Origin of the sequence: Pseudomonas sp. P9_2 (genome assembly GCF_034008255.1) — a bacterium.
Classification (GTDB): domain Bacteria; phylum Pseudomonadota; class Gammaproteobacteria; order Pseudomonadales; family Pseudomonadaceae; genus Aquipseudomonas; species Aquipseudomonas synxantha_A.
In genome coordinates this window covers 2014433-2031991 of the sequence record NZ_CP125376.1, presented here as the reverse complement: position 1 = coordinate 2031991, position 17559 = coordinate 2014433, and the positions used below count along the sequence as shown (strand labels likewise).

Genomic DNA, 17559 nt, shown 5'->3' with positions numbered 1-17559 from the left:
TAGCACCTCCTCGCCCGCCGACGCTAAGACCAAGCGGGCAGCCCAACAGGTTAAAAAACGAATGAATGCTCTAGCCCGCCGCGCCGCAGGCCTGCTGCTCAGCACAGTTTGTCTGCCCCTTTCGGCCTTCGCTGCCGACCCACAACCCACCCATGAATTTACTCTGGATAACGGCCTTAAAGTGGTCGTGCGCGAAGACCATCGCGCGCCAGTGGTGGTTTCCCAGGTCTGGTACAAGGTTGGTTCAAGCTACGAAACCCCGGGCCAGACCGGTTTGTCCCACGCCCTGGAACACATGATGTTCAAAGGCAGCGCCAAGGTCGGCCCCGGCGAAGCCTCGCTGATCCTGCGTGACCTGGGCGCCGAAGAAAACGCGTTCACCAGCGATGACTACACCGCGTATTACCAGGTGCTGGCCCGCGACCGCCTGGGCGTGGCCTTTGAGCTGGAAGCCGACCGCATGGCCAGCCTGCGCCTGCCGGCCGACGAGTTCAGCCGCGAAATCGAGGTAATCAAGGAAGAACGCCGCCTGCGCACCGACGACAACCCGATGTCCAAGGCCTATGAGCGCTTCAAGGCCATGGCCTTCCCGGCCAGCGGCTACCACACGCCGACCATTGGCTGGATGGCTGACCTTGAGCGCATGAAGGTTGAGGAGCTGCGCCACTGGTACCAATCCTGGTATGTGCCCAACAACGCTACCCTGGTAGTGGTCGGCGATGTGACCCCGGACGAGGTGAAAAGCCTGGCCCAGCGGTACTTCGGCCCGATCCCCAAGCGTGATGTGCCACCGGCGAAGATCCCACTGGAGCTGGCCGAACCCGGCGAGCGCCTGCTGACCCTGCGGGTGCAGACCCAACTGCCAAGCGTGTTCCTGGGCTTCAACGTACCGGGCCTGGCCACCGCCGAAGACAAACGCTCGGTGCAAGCCTTGCGCCTGATCTCGGCCCTGTTGGACGGCGGCTACAGTGCACGTATCTCCGAGCAACTGGAACGTGGTGAGGAGCTGGTATCCGCCGCGTCCACCAACTACGACGCCTATACCCGTGGCGATACGTTGTTCATGCTCTCGGCCACGCCCAACCAGCAGAAACAAAAGACCGTCGCCCAAGCCGAAGCCGGCCTGTGGCGCCTGCTTGATGAGTTGAAAGCCAAGCCGCCGACCGCTGAAGAACTGGAGCGCATCCGTGCTCAGGTCATCGCCGGCCTGGTGTACCAACGCGACTCCATCACCAGCCAGGCCACTGCCATCGGCTCCCTGGAAACCGTCGGCCTGTCCTGGAAGCTGATGGACACCGAACTGACCGACCTGCAAAGCGTGACGCCAGAAGATATCCAGAAAGCTGCGCGCACCTATTTCACCCGCGAACGTCTGAGCGTCGCCCATGTTTTGCCTGAGGAGACCGCTCATGAGTGATCGTAAAAGCAGCCGCCTGATCCTGCCCAGCCTGATCGCAGTCACCCTGGTTGCGGCCAGTGCCGTGTATTTCCTGCGCCCGAGCGAGTCGGTCGCCAGCCAGGCTCTGGAAAAGGCCCAATCGGCCAGCACCCTGCAGTCGCTGGCGGAACTGGACGGCAAGGCGCCAACCAACCGCAAGCTCGATGTGCAAACCTGGACCACCGCCGAAGGCGCCAAGGTGCTGTTTGTCGAAGCCCATGAACTGCCGATGTTCGACATGCGCATCCTGTTCGCCGCCGGCAGCAGCCAGGATGGCGACACACCGGGCCTGGCGCTGATGACCAACGCCATGCTCAACGAAGGCGTGCCGGGCAAGGATGTCAGCCAGATCGCCAGTGGCTTTGAGGGCCTCGGCGCCGACTTCGGCAATGGTGCCTACCGCGACATGGCGCTGGTCACCCTGCGCAGCCTGAGCGACAGCGATAAACGCACCGCAGCCCTGGCACTGTTCGACCAGGTTATTGGCCAACCGACGTTCCCGGCAGACTCCCTGGCGCGGATCAAGAACCAGATCCTGGCCGGCTTCGAGTATCAGAAGCAGAACCCCGCCAAGCTGGCGAGCATCGAACTGTTCAAGCGCCTGTACGGCGATCACCCTTACGCGCACCCGAGCGAAGGCACCCCCGAGAGTGTGCCGAAGATCACCCTGGCGCAGTTGAAGGCATTCCACGCCAAAGCCTACGCGGCGGGTAATGCTGTGATTGCGGTGGTCGGCGACCTGACTCGCGCCGAGGCCGAGGCCATGACGGCCAAAGTGTCGGCCTCACTGCCCAAGGGCCCGGCCATGGCCAAGATCGCTCAACCGACCGAGCCAAAAGCCGGCCTGAGCCGTATCGAGTTTCCCTCCAAGCAAACCCACCTGCTGTTTGCGCAATTGGGCATCGACCGCGCCGATCCGGACTACGCAGCTCTGTCCCTGGGCAACCAGATCCTTGGCGGCGGTGGCTTCGGCACCCGCTTGATGAGCGAAGTGCGCGAGAAACGCGGCCTGACCTACGGCGTGTACTCCGGTTTCTCGCCGATGCAAGTGCGCGGCCCGTTCATGATCAACCTGCAGACCCGCGCCGAAATGAGCGGCGGCACCCTGCGCCTGGTTGAGGATGTACTGGCTGACTACCTCAAGAACGGCCCCACGCAAAAAGAACTGGACGACGCCAAGCGCGAACTGGCCGGCAGCTTCCCGCTGTCCACCGCCAGCAACGCCGATATCGTCGGGCAGCTGGGCGCCATGGGTTTTTACAACCTGCCGCTGAGCTATCTGGAAGATTTCATGAAACAATCCCAGGCCCTGACCGTAGAGCAGGTCAAGGCTGCAATGAACAAACACTTGAGCGCCGACAAGATGGTCATCGTGACCGCCGGCCCGACGATTGCGCAAAAGCCACTACCGCCCCCCACTGATAAACCTGCCGAGCAGCCGCTCGGGGTTCCGGAGCATTAATGGCCAGTTCATCTCGCCCGAAAAAACCTGTCCACAACGTGCATAACGGTGTGGGCCAACTGCGCATCATTGGCGGTGAATGGGGCAGCCGCAAGCTGAGCTTCCCCGACGTTGTGGGCCTGCGCCCGACGCCGGATCGCGTGCGTGAAACCCTGTTCAACTGGCTCGCGCCATACATCGGCGGGGCCAAGGTGCTGGACCCGTTCGCCGGCAGTGGCGCGCTGTTCCTGGAGGCGCTGTCCCGTGGCGCAGCCCAGGGCCAGGCGTTGGATGCCAGTAATGTGGCGGTGTCCAGCCTCAAGGAACACCTGGGTACGCTGCGTTGCACCACCGGCCAGGTACAGACGGCTGACGCGCTGCGCTACCTGGAAACCCAGGCGGTGACTGAATACGACGTGGTGTTTCTCGACCCGCCGTTCAACCAGAACCTGCTGCCGACTGTGTGTACTTTGCTCGAAGAGCGCCAGTGGCTGGCAGCGGATGCCTGGATCTACACTGAAAGCGAGACCGCGCCGTCTACGCTCGGCCTGCCGGGCAGTTGGCGGCTGCATCGGGAGCAAAAGTCCGGGCGGGTGTATTACGCGTTGTGGCACCGCTTGGTCGAAAACGCCGCTTAACCTGTGGCAGGGGAGCTTGCCACGGCGAGCTCACTGGCTACCGAGAGTTTCATGACCCCCTCTTCCGATTTGTTCAAACCCGCCTTCGGCCTCGGCAACCCGCACCTGCAAACACTGTGGGGGCCGCTGTGGCGCCCGGCGACCCATATCGAACGCCAACGCGAACGTCTATGGCTTGAAGACGGCGACTTCCTCGACCTCGACTGGCATGGTCCCCATGACCTGCACGCACCGTTGGTACTGGTGCTGCATGGGCTGACCGGTTCGTCCAATTCGCCCTATGTGGCCGGCCTGCAACAAGCCCTCGCCGGCCAAGGTTGGGCCAGCGTTGCGCTGAACTGGCGCGGCTGCTCGGGCGAGCCCAACCTTCTGGCGCGCAGTTATCACTCCGGGGCCAGCGAAGACCTGGCCGCGGCGATTGCCCATCTGCGCGCCAAACGGCCACTGGCACCGCTGTATGCCGTGGGGTATTCCCTGGGCGGCAATGTGTTGCTCAAGCACTTGGGCGAAACCGGCGTGACCTCGGGGCTGCAAGGCGCGGCGGCGGTCTCGGTGCCGTTCCGCCTGGACCAATGCGCTGATCGCATCGGGCTGGGGTTTTCGCGGATCTACCAGAAGCACTTCATGCGCGAGATGCTGGCGTACATTCGCGTAAAGCAACGCCAGTTTTTGCAAGATGGACGTGAGGAAGGTCTGAAAACTCTGGAGGCACTGGGCTCCCTGGAGAAGATGCGCACGTTCTGGGACTTCGATGGGCGAGTGACTGCGCCGTTGCATGGCTTCTTGAGTGCTGAGGATTACTATCGCCGCGCCTCCAGTCGCTACTACCTGGGCGATATCCGCACACCAACACTGATCATCCAGGCGGCCGATGATCCGTTTGTGTTTGCTCATAGCCTGCCGGAAGCGAGTGAGCTGTCGGAGTGCACCGAGTTTGAATTGCTGACAAAGGGTGGGCATGTGGGCTTTGTGGAGGGTTCACTGAAACGTCCCGGCTATTACTTGGAACGCCGCATCCCACAGTGGTTACTGACACAACGCAGTTAAAAATGTGGGAGGGTTTACAGGGCCAATTGCTCAGTCGCCTGTTGCAATTTCCCGCGCCGGATCCGTAATCCACTCACTCCACGACCCCGCATACAACTTGCCCAACGGATACCCCGCCAACGCCAGCGCAAACAGGTTATGGCACGCCGTCACCCCCGAACCGCAATACGCCACCAGTTCCTGCGGCGGGCGCCCCTGCAATTGCGCGGCATAGCGTTGCTTGAGTTGCTCGGCCGGCAAGAAACGACCATCACTGCCCAGGTTTTCATTGAATGCCGCGCACTGCGCGCCGGGAATATGCCCGGCAATCGGGTCGATGGGTTCTACTTCGCCACGAAAACGCGGCTGGGCGCGGGCGTCGATCAAGGTCAGGCCGGGCTGACCCAGACGTTTTTGCAAATGATCGGCATCCAGCACCAGCCGATTATCCGGCGCACCAGTGAAGGTGCCCGGCTCGGTCAGCGGCGCATCCAGGCTCAAGGGGAAACCGGCGCTGTGCCAGGCCTTGAGGCCACCATCGAGAATAAACACCCCATCACGCTTGCCCAGCCAGGCCAGCAGCCACCAGGCACGGGCGGCATAGGCACCGGGGCCGTCGTCATACAGCACCACATCGGTGTCGGCGCTGATGCCCCAAGCTCGCAGCTGTTTGGCGAAGGTGTCCGCCGCAGGCAAAGGATGGCGGCCGGTCAAGCCCTTGGTCACCGGGCCACTCAGATGGCGCTCCAGGTCGGCGTATTGCGCGCCCTCGATATGCCCTTCGGCGTAGCTGCACAGGCCGTAATCCGGGTCTTCCAGGGCAAAGCGGCAATCCAGGATCACCAGCCCTGCCGACTTCTGGCGCTCGGCCAATTGCTGGGGGCTGATCAGTTGGGCAAGCGGCATGACTGACTCCTGTGAATACAAAGGGGAAAGGTCTTACTTCACTTCTTCCAGTGCCTGGTTCAGGGGCACGTAAAATTCCTTGAACAACGCATCCACCGCTTCTTTGGCCTGGGGCGTGACAAACCCCGCCTCCAACACCAGCACCTGGTACACCCCGCGCTTGATCGCCTCGGCGCTCAGGTGGGTGGACTTTTCGTTGGTGGTGCACAGGAACCGCACCCAGGAAGTCAGGATGATCCAGGCATTCAGGGTCAGGGCTTCGGTTTGCACCGGGTCCATATTCAGAATGCCGGCATCGACAAACCCCTGGTAAATGGCACCGCCCTGGATCAGGCAACGCTGGGAAAACCGCCGATAGCCCGTGGCCAGTTCCGGATCGCTCTCCAGCAGATGTTCGAGGTCGCGGTGCAGGAAACGATAGCGCCACATGCCCGCCAGTACGGCTTGCAGATAAAAGCGCTTGTCCTCCACCACCATCGTGCGCCCCTGGGGCGGGCGCAGGAAACTGTCCACCAGGGCTTCATATTCGCGAAACAGCACGGCGATGATCGCCTGCTTGTTGGGGAAGTGGTAGTACAGGTTGCCCGGAGAAATCTCCATATGGGCGGCGATATGGTTGGTGCTGACACTGCGCTCGCCCTGCTGGTTAAAAAGCTCCAGGCTGGTTTGCACAATGCGCTCGCTGGTCTTTACTCGTGGTGCCATGGGGGATCAGCTTCCAAACACGGGATGGGGCATCTTACGGCCTATGCTGGCCAGGTTAAATCTGGATGTTACTGCAATGTTATTTGACAATTTAGAGCAATGACTCTAAAAATCCAGGCAGACCTATAACAATCGGGAACTGCGCCATGTCTGCCAACGTTGCCTACCTGCAAGATGCCCAGGCCTTGGACCACCTCCAGGAGCTGTTCGAAGCCCAGCGTCGCGCCTACGCCGCCAACCCGATGCCACCGGCTGCGCAACGCCAACAATGGCTCAAGGCCCTGCGCGATGTGCTCAGCGACGAACGCCAGGCGCTGATCACTGCGATCAGCCAGGACTTCAGCCATCGCAGCGCAGACGAAACCCTGTTCGCCGAATTGATGCCCAGCCTGCATGGCATTCACTATGCCAGCAAACACCTCAAGGGCTGGATGAAACCCTCCCGCCGCGCTGTAGGCATTGCCTTCCAGCCCGCCTCGGCCAAAGTCATTTATCAACCCTTGGGCGTCGTCGGCGTCATCGTGCCGTGGAACTACCCGTTGTATCTGGCTATCGGCCCGCTGGTCGGGGCTTTGGCCGCCGGCAACCGGGTGATGCTCAAGCTCAGCGAGTCCACACCGGCCACCGGCGAACTGCTCAAGGCGCTGCTGGCCAGGATCTTCCCCGAGGACCTGGTGTGCGTGGTGCTGGGCGAAGCCGAAGTGGGCATGGCGTTTTCCAAATTGCGCTTCGATCACCTGCTGTTTACCGGCGCCACCAGCATTGGCAAACACGTGATGCGTGCGGCGGCCGAAAACCTCACGCCGGTCACCCTGGAACTGGGCGGCAAGTCACCAGCCATCGTCTCGGCCGATGTACCGCTCAAGGACGCCGCCGAGCGCATCGCCTTCGGCAAAGCCCTGAATGCCGGGCAAACCTGTGTGGCGCCAGACTATGTGTTGGTACCGGAGGACCGCGTCGCAGGGTTTGTCGAGGCGTATTCCAAGGCCGTACGTGGGTTTTATCCGACCCTGGCCGACAACCCGGACTACACCGCCATCATCAACGAGCGGCAACTGGCCCGGCTCAATGCCTACGCCAAGGACGCTACCGACAAGGGCGCTACCCTGGTCCCACTGTACGAGCAAGGCCAGGCTCGACGTATGGCCCACAGCCTGCTGCTGAATGTCAGCGACGACATGACAGTCATGCAGGACGAGATTTTCGGCCCGCTCTTGCCCATCGTGCCGTATCGCGGCCTTGACCAAGCCTTTGCCTACATCAACCAGCGTCCACGCCCACTGGCCCTATATTACTTCGGCTACAACAAGAACGAGCAGGAGCGTGTGCTTCACGAAACCCATTCCGGCGGCGTATGCCTGAACGACACCTTGCTGCACGTAGCCCAGGACGACATGCCATTTGGTGGCATCGGCCCGTCGGGCATGGGCCATTACCACGGCCATGAAGGCTTCCTGACATTCAGCAAGGCCAAGGGCGTGCTGGTTAAACAGCGCCTGAACGCGGCGAAGTTGATCTACCCCCCTTACGGCAAATCGATTCAGAAGTTGATCCAGAAGTTGTTTATCCGCTGATAACCGTCACCTTCAGGACGATAAAAACAATGAACCCCAGCCTGAACGATTCACCCGCACTGTCTCGGCGCGGCGTCTTGAAAATCGGCCTGTGCGCCAGCGCTTTCCTCGCCACGGCCGGGATTGGCGCCAGTCTCAGCGGTTGCTCCAGCAGTACGCCGGCCAGCGGCTTCGCGATGTTGCGCGCCAGTGATTTGCCGTTCTTGCGCGCAGTGATCCCAGTGCTGCTGGAGGGTGCGGCCAGCGCCGAGACAGTGGTCGCAGGCATTGAAGACACCCTGAAAAAACTCGACTACAGCCTGCAAAACTTGTCGCCGGAGATGTTCAAGCTCACCCAGCAGTTATTCGACGTGCTGGGCATGGGCATCACCCGCGGCCCGCTGACCGGTATCTGGGGCAGTTGGGAAAATGCCAGCAGCGAGCAGATCCGCAACTTCCTGCACCGCTGGGAAAACAGCTACCTGAACCTGCTGCGCATGGGCCAGGGCTCGCTGCTCAAGTTGGTGATCATGGCCTGGTATTTCCGGCCCGCCTCCTGGGCCCATTGCGGTTATCCCGGCCCGCCGAAGATCTGATTCGCATCCCTCACAATAAAAACCAGAGACGACCCTGATGCCCGTACCCGATCTGTTCCGCGATGGCCTGGCCCGTGGCTGGAAAACCCACAATGGCGCCGCCCTCGACAACGACCTGACCCTGGAAGCCGATGTGGCCATCATCGGCAGCGGTGCCGGTGGTGGCACCACCGCCGAGATTCTCAGCGCCGCTGGCTACAAGGTGTTGCTGATCGAAGAGGGCCCACTCAAGACCAGCAGTGACTTCAAGCTGCTCGAAGACGAAGCCTACGCCAGCCTCTACCAGGAAGGCATCGGCCGCATGAGCAAGGACGGCGCCATCACCATCCTGCAAGGTCGGGCTGTGGGCGGCACCACCTTGATCAACTGGACCTCCAGCTTTCGTACACCCGACGCCACCCTCGCCCACTGGGCCAGCGAATACGCGGTGAAGGGCCACAGCAGCGCCGAGATGGCGCCCTGGTTCGAAAAAATGGAACAGCGCCTGGGCATCGCACCCTGGGCGCTTCCACCGAATGCCAACAACGATGTGATCCGCAAAGGCTGCGAAAAGCTTGGCTACAGCTGGCATGTGATCCCGCGCAATGTGCGCGGCTGCTTCAACCTGGGTTATTGCGGCATGGGTTGCCCGGTGAACGCCAAACAATCGATGCTGGTGACGACCATCCCCTCCACCCTGGAGAAAGGCGGCGAACTGCTGTACCTCGCCCGCGCCGAGCAGCTCAAATACAGCGGCGACACCATCAGCAGCCTGGAATGCGTGGCGATGGACGAGCGCTGCGTGGCGCCAACCGGGCGCAAGATCAGCGTGAAAGCCAAACACTACGTGCTATCAGGCGGCGGCATCAACAGCCCGGCCCTGCTGATGCGCTCGGACGCGCCCGACCCGCATTCGCGGCTGGGCAAGCGGACCTTCTTGCACCTGGTCAACTTCTCGGCGGGGCTGTTCGACGAAGTGATCAACCCGTTCTACGGTGCGCCGCAGTCGATTTACTCCGACCATTTCCAATGGCAGGACGGCACTACCGGCAAAATGTCCTACAAGCTCGAAGCGCCACCCTTACACCCAGGATTGGCCAGCACCTTGTTTGGCGGCTACGGCAAACAGAACGCGTTGGACATGAGCCAACTGCCTCACACCCACGCCATGCTCGCCCTGCTGCGCGACGGCTTTCACCCCGACAGCCCGGGCGGCAGCGTGGATTTACGCGGCGATGGCACACCCGTGCTTGATTATCAGGTTTCGCCCTACGCCTGGGACGGCCTGCGCCGGGCCTTCCACAGCATGGCCGAGATTCAGTTCGCGGCAGGGGCCAAATCGGTCAAACCGTTGCATCACGACGCACGGTACGTGAACAGCCTGGCCGAAGCGCGCAGCATGATTGACGGTTTGAACCTGGAGTTGCACCGCACAACCCTTGGCAGTGCCCATGTGATGGGCGGCTGTGCCATGGGCGAAGATCCGAAGCATGCGGTAACCGACAGCCTCGGTCGCCACCACCAACTGCGTAACCTTTCGATTCATGACGGCTCGCTGTTTCCTACCAGCATCGGCGCAAATCCCCAGTTGTCGGTGTATGGATTGAGCGCCCAACTGGCGTCAGCCTTGGCCGAACGTCTGAAAACAGCGTGAAAAACCGTTCGATTCACGGCATTTATCTACGTAAGTCGACTTGGCCGACCGGGATGGCTGCGATACCATCCGGTTCCCCAACGGACTCCGCCAGGACGACGCGATGAACCGAGTGTTGTACCCAGGTACCTTCGACCCGATTACCAAAGGCCATGGCGATCTGGTCGAACGCGCCTCTCGCCTGTTCGACCATGTGATCATCGCGGTCGCAGCCAGCCCCAAGAAAAACCCGCTGTTTCCCCTGGAACAACGTGTGGAGCTGGCGCAAGAGGTCACCAAGCACCTGCCGAATGTGGAAGTGGTGGGTTTTTCCACCCTGCTGGCACATTTCGCCAAGGAGCAGAACGCCAATGTGTTCTTGCGTGGCTTGCGGGCGGTGTCGGATTTCGAATACGAATTCCAGCTGGCCAACATGAACCGCCAACTGGCGCCGGACGTGGAAAGCCTGTTCCTCACGCCGTCGGAGCGTTATTCGTTCATTTCCTCGACGTTAGTTCGTGAAATTGCTGCTTTGGGCGGAGATATCACCAAGTTCGTGCATCCTGCCGTGGCTGACGCACTGACATTGCGCTTCAAGAAGTAAGACCGCTCAATCGGTGCCTGCTCGCACTGCGGGCGCCAATGCGGCACAATTGCGCGCATTAGTTTTCAGATGCCTTGGCAGAGTGCCCTGGCAGGAGTTTCCATGTCCCTGATCATCACCGACGATTGCATCAACTGCGACGTCTGCGAACCCGAGTGCCCGAACGCCGCCATTTCCCAAGGCGAAGAGATCTACGTGATCGACCCCAACCTGTGCACCCAGTGCGTCGGCCACTACGACGAACCGCAGTGCCAGCAGGTTTGCCCGGTTGATTGCATTCCGCTGGATGAAGCGCACCCAGAGACTGAAGAGCAGTTGATGGAGAAGTACCGCAAGATTACCGGTAAGGCCTAAGCCTTTTCATTGCCCGTAAAGGCCTGATCGCAGGCAAGCCAGCTCCCACACTTGGATATGTGAATACATTCAAATGTGGGAGCTGGCTTGCCTGCGATAGCGATCTCAGCCCTCACCCAGCAATCAGCTCTGGCACTTGGGGCAAAACACACTCGCCCGCTGCCCCAGCACCACATTGCGCAACTCGCTCCCGCAGACCTTGCACGCCTCGCCGCCACGGCCATACACGAACAGTTCCTGCTGGAAATACCCCGGCTGCCCATCACCGCCGATAAAGTCGCGCAGCGTGGTGCCGCCCCGCTCGATAGCGGCGGCCAGCACCCGCTTGATCTCAATCGCCAATTTCAAATAGCGCCCGCGTGAAATACCACCAGCGGCGCGACGCGGATCAATCCCCGCCGCAAACAACGCCTCTGTCGCATAGATATTGCCCACGCCCACCACCACCGCGTTGTCCATGATGAACGGCTTCACCGCCATGGACTTGCCGCGTGACAGCTGGAACAAACGCTCGCCATCAAACAGCTCGGTCAACGGCTCCGGGCCCAGACGCAGCAGCAGTTCGTGGTTGTGCGGATCCTGGCTCCAGAGCATCGCGCCGAAACGCCGAGGGTCGGTGTAGCGCAGGGCCATCCCCGACTCCAACTCGATATCCACATGTTCATGCTTGGCCGCGGGCATACCGACCTCAACCAGACGCAGGTTGCCCGACATACCCAAGTGACTGATCAAGGTGCCCACTTCAGCATTGATCAACAGGTACTTGGCCCGCCGCTCCACCAGCACGATGCGCTGGCCAGACAGGCGCACATCCAGGTCTTCCGGGATCGGCCAGCGCAGGCGCCGCTCACGCACCACCACGCGGCTGACGCGTTGGCCTTCCAGGTGCGGGGCAATGCCGCGTCGGGTGGTTTCGACTTCAGGTAACTCGGGCATGTGTACCTCTTGAATGACGGTTCAGTGCGCGCCCAGTTCGCGGATCGACAACTTCAGGCTTTCGAAGTCGTAATCCGACAGGCCCACGTAATCCAGCACCAGGTGCCCGATTGCATTCCACTCATGGTCCACCGCCTGGTTCCCCAGTACGCGAAACGACGAACAGATATGCTCGGCCATCTTCAAGATAGCCAGCAGGTTCTTGAGCTGCGGGTTGCGCGACGACTCATCGCTGAAAATCGCCAGGGCGTTGTGGTGATTGGCGATGGCGTCGGTGACATGCTCCGGCAGGCGCCAGGACTTGGCGGTGTAGTAGCCGACCACTGCGTGGTTGGTGTGGAACGCGTTGTTTTCGGTATCGACCACGCGGCAATCCGGGCCGGCGTTGGCGTAAGCCTGTTCCAGCACAGACATGTAGTTGGGAAAACGCTTGAGCATCAACGGTACGCCGCAATCGTGGAACAGGCCCAAGGCATAGGCTTCGTCGACGGTTTGCGAGCCGGTGCGCTTGGCCAGCGTGAGGCAGGTCATCGCCACATCCTGGGCGGTGTCCCAGAAACGGTTGAGGGTAACGATGGTGTCGTCGCTCATCTCGCCCTTGATCGACTGCGCGTTGATCAAGTTGATGATCGAGCGGCTGCCCAACAGGTTTACCGCACGCTGGATCGATGCAATTTTGTTGCTCAGGCCGTAATACGGCGAATTGACGATCTTCAGCAGCGCACCAGACAAGCCCGGGTCCTGGGAGATCAACCGTGCGATCACTTCCAGGTCCGGGTCGGGCATGTACTGCTCCATCTGCAAATCCACCATGATTTGCGGTTGGGGCGGCACGCTGATGCCTTGCAGGGCCTGTTGAATCTGCTCGGCGGAAAGCTCTTGGGACATAAATACACACTCTGGACTAGGCGCGAATTCTACCCCTTATGCAGCCGTGACCGACACCCAAAAACCCAAGTGAAACTCGATCGAATGTGGGAGCTGGCTTGCCTGCGATAGCATCACCACCGTACGTCTGATACACCGCACCGCCCGCATCGCAGGCGAGCCAGCTCCCACATGAAAGAGTGCGCAAAGGGTATACTCCCGATCTTTTTTCCGGAGCGACGTCATGTCCCTGCCAAGCCTGCGTCTCAAAGCCAACGCCGATCGTCGTTTGCGCAACGGCCACCTGTGGGTCTACAGCAATGAAATCGACGTGGCCGCCACCCCACTTCACGGCTTCCAGGCAGGCGACCAGGCTATCCTGGAAGCAGCCGGCGGCAAGACCCTGGGCATCGTGGCCATGAGCCCGAACAACCTGATCTGCGCCCGCCTGCTGTCGCGCGACATCAAGTTGCCGCTGGACAAGTCACTGCTGGTGCACCGCCTCAACGTCGCGCTGTCCCTGCGTGATCGCCTGTTCGACAAGCCGTTCTACCGCCTGGTCTACGGTGATTCCGACCTGCTGCCGGGCCTGGTGGTCGACCGTTTCGGCGACATCCTGGTGGTGCAGATCGCTTCGGCGACCATGGAAGCGCATAAAGAAGACGTGATCGCGGCCCTCACCCAGGTGCTCAAGCCCAGCGGCATTCTGTTCAAGAACGACTCCGCCGCACGCGACGCCGAGGGCCTCAACCGCTACGTCGAAACGGTTTTCGGCCTGGTGCCGGAGTGGGTGGCGCTGGAAGAGAACGGCGTGAAATTCGAAGCCCCGGTGATCCAGGGCCAGAAAACCGGCTGGTTCTACGACCACCGCATGAACCGCGCCCGCCTGGCCCCGTATGCCAAAGGCAAGCGCGTGCTCGACCTGTACAGCTACATCGGCGGCTGGGGCGTGCAAGCTGCAGCCTTTGGCGCCAGTGAAGTGTTCTGCGTCGACGCTTCGGCCTTCGCCCTCGACGGCGTAGAGCGCAACGCCGCGCTGAACGGCTTTGCCGAGAAGATGACCTGCATCGAAGGCGACGTGTTCGAGGCCCTCAAGGAACTGAAAGCCAGCGAAGAACGCTTCGACGTGATCGTCGCCGACCCGCCGGCTTTCATCAAACGCAAAAAAGACATGAAAAACGGCGAAGGCGCCTACCGCCGCCTCAACGAGCAAGCCATGCGCCTGCTCAGCAAGGACGGAATCCTGGTCAGCGCTTCGTGCTCGATGCACCTGCCGGAAGACGATCTGCAAAACATCCTGCTGACCAGCGCCCGTCACCTGGACCGCAATATCCAGATGCTCGAACGCGGCGGCCAGGGCCCGGACCACCCGGTGCATCCGGCGATTGTCGAGACTCGGTATATCAAGAGCATTACTTGTCGCTTGCTGCCTAATAGCTGACAGCGGGATGCTCCCCGTAGGAACAGTCAACGACTGATCCTACGGGCCTTTCAGATGTTTCCCACTGCCACTTCCATTGACTTCCCTTGCCGCCAAACCGACTCTCTTCCCCCCAGCAAGGAAGGATAGAGCGGTCCGGTTGATGCCTATTAGTACAGCCACATCGAACAAGTCATATTTCATCGTACTGTTGATGACCATGACCCTGCTCGCCGTCTTCCCCCTCGACGTAGTCCTGCCGTCCTTTCCCGCCCTCTCCAATCACTTTGGCCACACGCCTTCAGAAATCGCCCAGTCCGTCAGCATTTTTGCCATTGGCCTGGCCGTCTCGTTGCTGCTGATAGGCCCGTTGTCTGACATGTTCGGCCGCAAAAAACTGCTGCTGGCAGGTATTGCCTTATCGGCGCTGGGTGCAGCCGGTTGTTTGCTGGCCCCGGATTTCAATTGGTTTATCGGCTTTCGCGTGGTTCAGGCCGTAGGGTGCGGGGCGTTTGCCCTGTCGCAGGCGCTTATCCAGGACTTGTTTACAGGACGGGAGCTGCAACGGATTCGAATCTGGATGACCACCGCCGGCGGAGTGTTCATCTCAAGCTCGCCACTGATGGGCACCTGGCTGCAAATTTATGGCGGATGGCAGGCGAGTTTTTACGTGTTTATCGTGTTAGCCACAGTGGTGTGGCTCTGGTCCGCACGCCTGCTGCACGACTCGCGCAGCAGCCATCGCCCTTCACCGCTACAGTTCTTCAACGGCTATTGGCTGCTGTTTTCCGACCTCCGTTTCGTCAGCTATTGGTTGATTTCCGCCCTGGCCTTTGCCTGCCATTTCTCGTTTATCGTGATGTCGCCCCTGATCTTCATGGAGCGCTTGAACCTGTCGACGTATCAATTCGCCTGGGCATTGCTGCTATATGGCGCGGCCTACGTCTGCGGCGGAGTGATTGCCAGTATCCTGCATCGCAAAATGGACGCCGACCGGCAAATCAACACTGGCCTGTTGCTGATCACTGTTTCAGGTCTGGTCATGCTCTGGCTGGCCTGGCAGTTCGGCCTGTCGGCCGCCACGGTGCTGATCCCGATGTTGATCTGCACAGCCGGCACCACCATCTGTCGACCCATTGCCAACTCCAAGGCCATGAGCCTCTACCCGCAACTGGCTGGCACGGCGACCTCTGCCGGTAGCTTGCTGATTTTCATGTGCGGCGGCCTGATCAGCCTGGTGATCAACCTGGCCACCGCCAACCTGACCACCGCGCTAGCCCTGTGCTTTCTAATCCTGAGTGCCGCCGGGCTCGCCCTGAATGCGCTGATCAAGCAGCGCCCACATGTCCTGTAGCGGCTATCTTCAAGGTTACGGCCATTCCCTCCAGCCGCCAGCGGTGTAGAATCGGCCCTATTCATCGCCAGTCATCCCCCGGCGGGTTTATGAGCTCGAGGCCCAAGCAAGCGGCGATCCCGCGATGCGAGTGGCAACTTCCGGACACACGGCCATTTTTCGGGTGTTCCAGTCGTCAATTAGAAGCTCACTCCCCTTTGCACCTGATTAATAAGTGATTAGCCGCCCGGAGTGCTCCATGCCAGATTACCGCTCGAAAACATCCACCCACGGCCGCAACATGGCCGGCGCCCGCGCACTGTGGCGTGCCACGGGGATGAAGGATGACGACTTCAAGAAGCCGATCATCGCGATTGCCAACTCCTTTACCCAGTTCGTACCGGGCCACGTCCACCTCAAGGACCTGGGCCAACTGGTCGCCCGCGAGATCGAACGCGCCGGCGGTGTAGCGAAAGAATTCAACACCATCGCCGTGGACGACGGCATCGCCATGGGCCATGACGGCATGCTGTATTCCCTGCCGAGCCGCGAGATCATCGCCGACTCCGTGGAGTACATGGTCAACGCCCACTGCGCCGACGCCATCGTGTGCATCTCCAACTGCGACAAGATCACCCCCGGCATGTTGATGGCTGCCTTGCGCCTGAACATTCCGGTGATCTTCGTCTCCGGCGGCCCGATGGAAGCCGGCAAGACCAAGCTCGCCTCCCACGGCCTCGACCTGGTTGACGCCATGGTGATCGCCGCCGATTCCAGCGCTTCTGACGAGAAGGTCGCGGAATACGAGCGCAGCGCTTGCCCGACCTGCGGTTCGTGCTCCGGCATGTTCACCGCCAACTCGATGAACTGCCTGGTCGAAGCCTTAGGTCTCGCCTTGCCGGGTAACGGTTCCACACTGGCCACCCACAGCGACCGCGAGCAACTGTTCCTGCAGGCCGGCCGCACCATCGTCGAGCTGTGCAAACGCTATTACACCGAGAACGATGAGTCGGTGCTGCCGCGCAACATCGCCAACTTCAAGGCGTTCGAGAACGCCATGACCCTGGACATCGCCATGGGCGGTTCCACCAATACCATCCTGCATTTGCTGGCCGCCGCCCAGGAAGCCGAGATCGACTTCGACCTGCGCGATATCGACCGCCTGTCCCGCCACGTGCCGCAACTGTGCAAGGTCGCGCCGAACATCCAGAAGTACCACATGGAAGACGTGCACCGCGCCGGCGGGATCTTCTCGATCCTCGGCTCCCTGGCCCGCGGCGGCCTGCTGCACACCGACCTGCCGACCGTGCACAGCAAGTCCATCGCCGAAGGCATCGCCAAATGGGACATCACCCAGACTGACGACGAAGCCGTGCACACCTTCTTCAAGGCTGGCCCGGCCGGTATCCCGACCCAGACCGCGTTCAGCCAGTCGACCCGTTGGGACACCCTGGACGCCGACCGCGAAAACGGCTGCATCCGTAGTGTCGAGCACGCCTACTCGCAAGAAGGTGGCCTGGCCGTGCTGTACGGCAACATCGCTCTCGATGGCTGCGTGGTGAAAACCGCCGGAGTGGATGAGTCCATCCACGTCTTCGAAGGCCGCGCCAAGATCTACGAAAGCCAGGACAGCTCGGTACGCGGCATCCTCGCTGACGAAGTCAAGGAAGGCGACATCGTGATCATCCGCTACGAAGGCCCCAAAGGCGGCCCGGGTATGCAGGAGATGCTCTACCCCACGTCCTACCTGAAATCCAAAGGTCTGGGCAAAGCCTGCGCGCTGCTGACCGACGGGCGTTTCTCCGGCGGGACTTCGGGCCTGTCCATCGGCCACGCTTCCCCGGAAGCCGCTGCCGGTGGCGCGATTGGCCTGGTGCAGGATGGCGACAAGGTGCTGATCGACATTCCGAACCGCTCGATCAACCTGTTGATCAGCGATGAAGAACTGGCGGCACGCCGGGTTGAGCAGGACAAAAAGGGTTGGAAGCCGGTAGAAAAACGCCCGCGAAAAGTTACTACCGCGTTGAAGGCTTACGCATTGTTGGCCACCAGTGCCGACAAAGGTGCTGTACGTAACAAGGCAATGCTCGACGGCCTGTAAGCCCCGCGCATCAAAATGCCCCGCCAGGT

Annotated in this window: 16 protein-coding genes; 12 read left to right on the top strand and 4 right to left on the bottom strand. The window is 61.0% G+C overall.

The window, feature by feature from the left end; translation table 11 throughout:
* Positions 1-61 precede the first annotated feature (61 nt).
* Genes QMK52_RS08915 through QMK52_RS08900 form a run of 4 tightly spaced genes read left to right on the top strand, consistent with a single transcriptional unit; the run spans position 62 to position 4564 of the window.
* Positions 62-1417, top strand: coding sequence for a pitrilysin family protein (locus QMK52_RS08915; RefSeq protein WP_320404021.1), 1356 nt, complete (start codon positions 62-64; stop codon positions 1415-1417).
* Positions 1410-2900, top strand: a complete 1491-nt coding sequence (locus tag QMK52_RS08910; protein WP_078822563.1) for a M16 family metallopeptidase — start codon at positions 1410-1412, stop codon at positions 2898-2900. The genes QMK52_RS08915 and QMK52_RS08910 overlap by 8 nt, the downstream gene beginning before the upstream one ends.
* Positions 2900-3517, top strand: coding sequence for a 16S rRNA (guanine(966)-N(2))-methyltransferase RsmD (rsmD, locus tag QMK52_RS08905; RefSeq protein ID WP_194439491.1), 618 nt, complete (start codon positions 2900-2902; stop codon positions 3515-3517). The genes QMK52_RS08910 and rsmD overlap by 1 nt, the downstream gene beginning before the upstream one ends.
* 51 nt (positions 3518-3568) lie before the next feature.
* Positions 3569-4564: a hydrolase gene (locus tag QMK52_RS08900; protein ID WP_005792292.1), complete on the top strand. Its 996-nt coding sequence runs from the start codon at positions 3569-3571 to the stop codon at positions 4562-4564.
* 30 nt (positions 4565-4594) lie between these two features.
* Here QMK52_RS08900 and QMK52_RS08895 read toward each other — a convergent pair whose 3' ends face one another.
* Together QMK52_RS08895 and QMK52_RS08890 are read right to left on the bottom strand one after the other, a co-directional pair.
* A complete protein-coding gene (locus QMK52_RS08895; protein ID WP_320404020.1) occupies positions 4595-5449 on the bottom strand; it encodes a sulfurtransferase in 855 nt (284 codons plus the stop codon).
* Positions 5450-5482: 33 nt separating this feature from the next.
* Entirely contained in the window at positions 5483-6154 is a 672-nt protein-coding gene (locus QMK52_RS08890; protein WP_005792294.1) for a TetR/AcrR family transcriptional regulator, read from the bottom strand.
* Between the two features lie 146 nt (positions 6155-6300).
* Between QMK52_RS08890 and QMK52_RS08885 the strand changes: the two genes are divergently transcribed.
* The 5 genes from QMK52_RS08885 to QMK52_RS08865 all read left to right on the top strand — a co-directional run bounded on the left by QMK52_RS08885 (position 6301) and on the right by QMK52_RS08865 (position 10873).
* Positions 6301-7728 carry a coniferyl aldehyde dehydrogenase gene (locus tag QMK52_RS08885; protein ID WP_032878902.1) on the top strand — a complete coding sequence of 476 codons (1428 nt, stop codon included), beginning with the start codon at positions 6301-6303 and terminating at the stop codon, positions 7726-7728.
* 29 nt (positions 7729-7757) lie between these two features.
* Complete coding sequence (locus QMK52_RS08880) at positions 7758-8303, top strand: twin-arginine translocation pathway signal protein (protein ID WP_194439495.1); 546 nt, start codon at positions 7758-7760, stop codon at positions 8301-8303.
* Between the two features lie 37 nt (positions 8304-8340).
* Entirely contained in the window at positions 8341-9936 is a 1596-nt protein-coding gene (locus tag QMK52_RS08875; RefSeq protein ID WP_320404019.1) for a GMC family oxidoreductase, read from the top strand.
* A 103-nt stretch (positions 9937-10039) separates the two neighbouring features.
* Positions 10040-10519, top strand: a complete 480-nt coding sequence (coaD, locus tag QMK52_RS08870) for a pantetheine-phosphate adenylyltransferase (RefSeq protein WP_003195136.1) — start codon at positions 10040-10042, stop codon at positions 10517-10519.
* Between the two features lie 102 nt (positions 10520-10621).
* Positions 10622-10873, top strand: a complete 252-nt coding sequence (locus tag QMK52_RS08865; RefSeq protein WP_003195146.1) for a YfhL family 4Fe-4S dicluster ferredoxin — start codon at positions 10622-10624, stop codon at positions 10871-10873.
* 123 nt (positions 10874-10996) lie between these two features.
* Here the strand turns inward: QMK52_RS08865 and mutM are convergent, their stop codons facing one another.
* Positions 10997-11809, bottom strand: a complete 813-nt coding sequence (mutM, locus tag QMK52_RS08860; protein WP_005792299.1) for a bifunctional DNA-formamidopyrimidine glycosylase/DNA-(apurinic or apyrimidinic site) lyase — start codon at positions 11807-11809, stop codon at positions 10997-10999.
* Positions 11810-11830: 21 nt separating this feature from the next.
* Positions 11831-12643 carry an HDOD domain-containing protein gene (locus tag QMK52_RS08855; protein WP_194440714.1) on the bottom strand — a complete coding sequence of 271 codons (813 nt, stop codon included), beginning with the start codon at positions 12641-12643 and terminating at the stop codon, positions 11831-11833.
* A 277-nt stretch (positions 12644-12920) separates the two neighbouring features.
* Between QMK52_RS08855 and QMK52_RS08850 the strand changes: the two genes are divergently transcribed.
* The 3 genes from QMK52_RS08850 (at position 12921) to ilvD (ending at position 17530) form a co-directional block, all read left to right on the top strand.
* Positions 12921-14117 (top strand): class I SAM-dependent rRNA methyltransferase, encoded by a 1197-nt coding sequence (locus QMK52_RS08850; protein WP_005792302.1) that lies wholly within the window; start codon positions 12921-12923, stop codon positions 14115-14117.
* A 142-nt stretch (positions 14118-14259) separates the two neighbouring features.
* On the top strand, positions 14260-15450 hold the full coding sequence (locus QMK52_RS08845; protein WP_005792303.1) for an MFS transporter: 1191 nt from the start codon (positions 14260-14262) through the stop codon (positions 15448-15450).
* A gap of 238 nt (positions 15451-15688) precedes the next feature.
* Positions 15689-17530 carry a dihydroxy-acid dehydratase gene (ilvD, locus tag QMK52_RS08840; RefSeq protein ID WP_005792304.1) on the top strand — a complete coding sequence of 614 codons (1842 nt, stop codon included), beginning with the start codon at positions 15689-15691 and terminating at the stop codon, positions 17528-17530.
* Positions 17531-17559 lie beyond the last annotated feature (29 nt).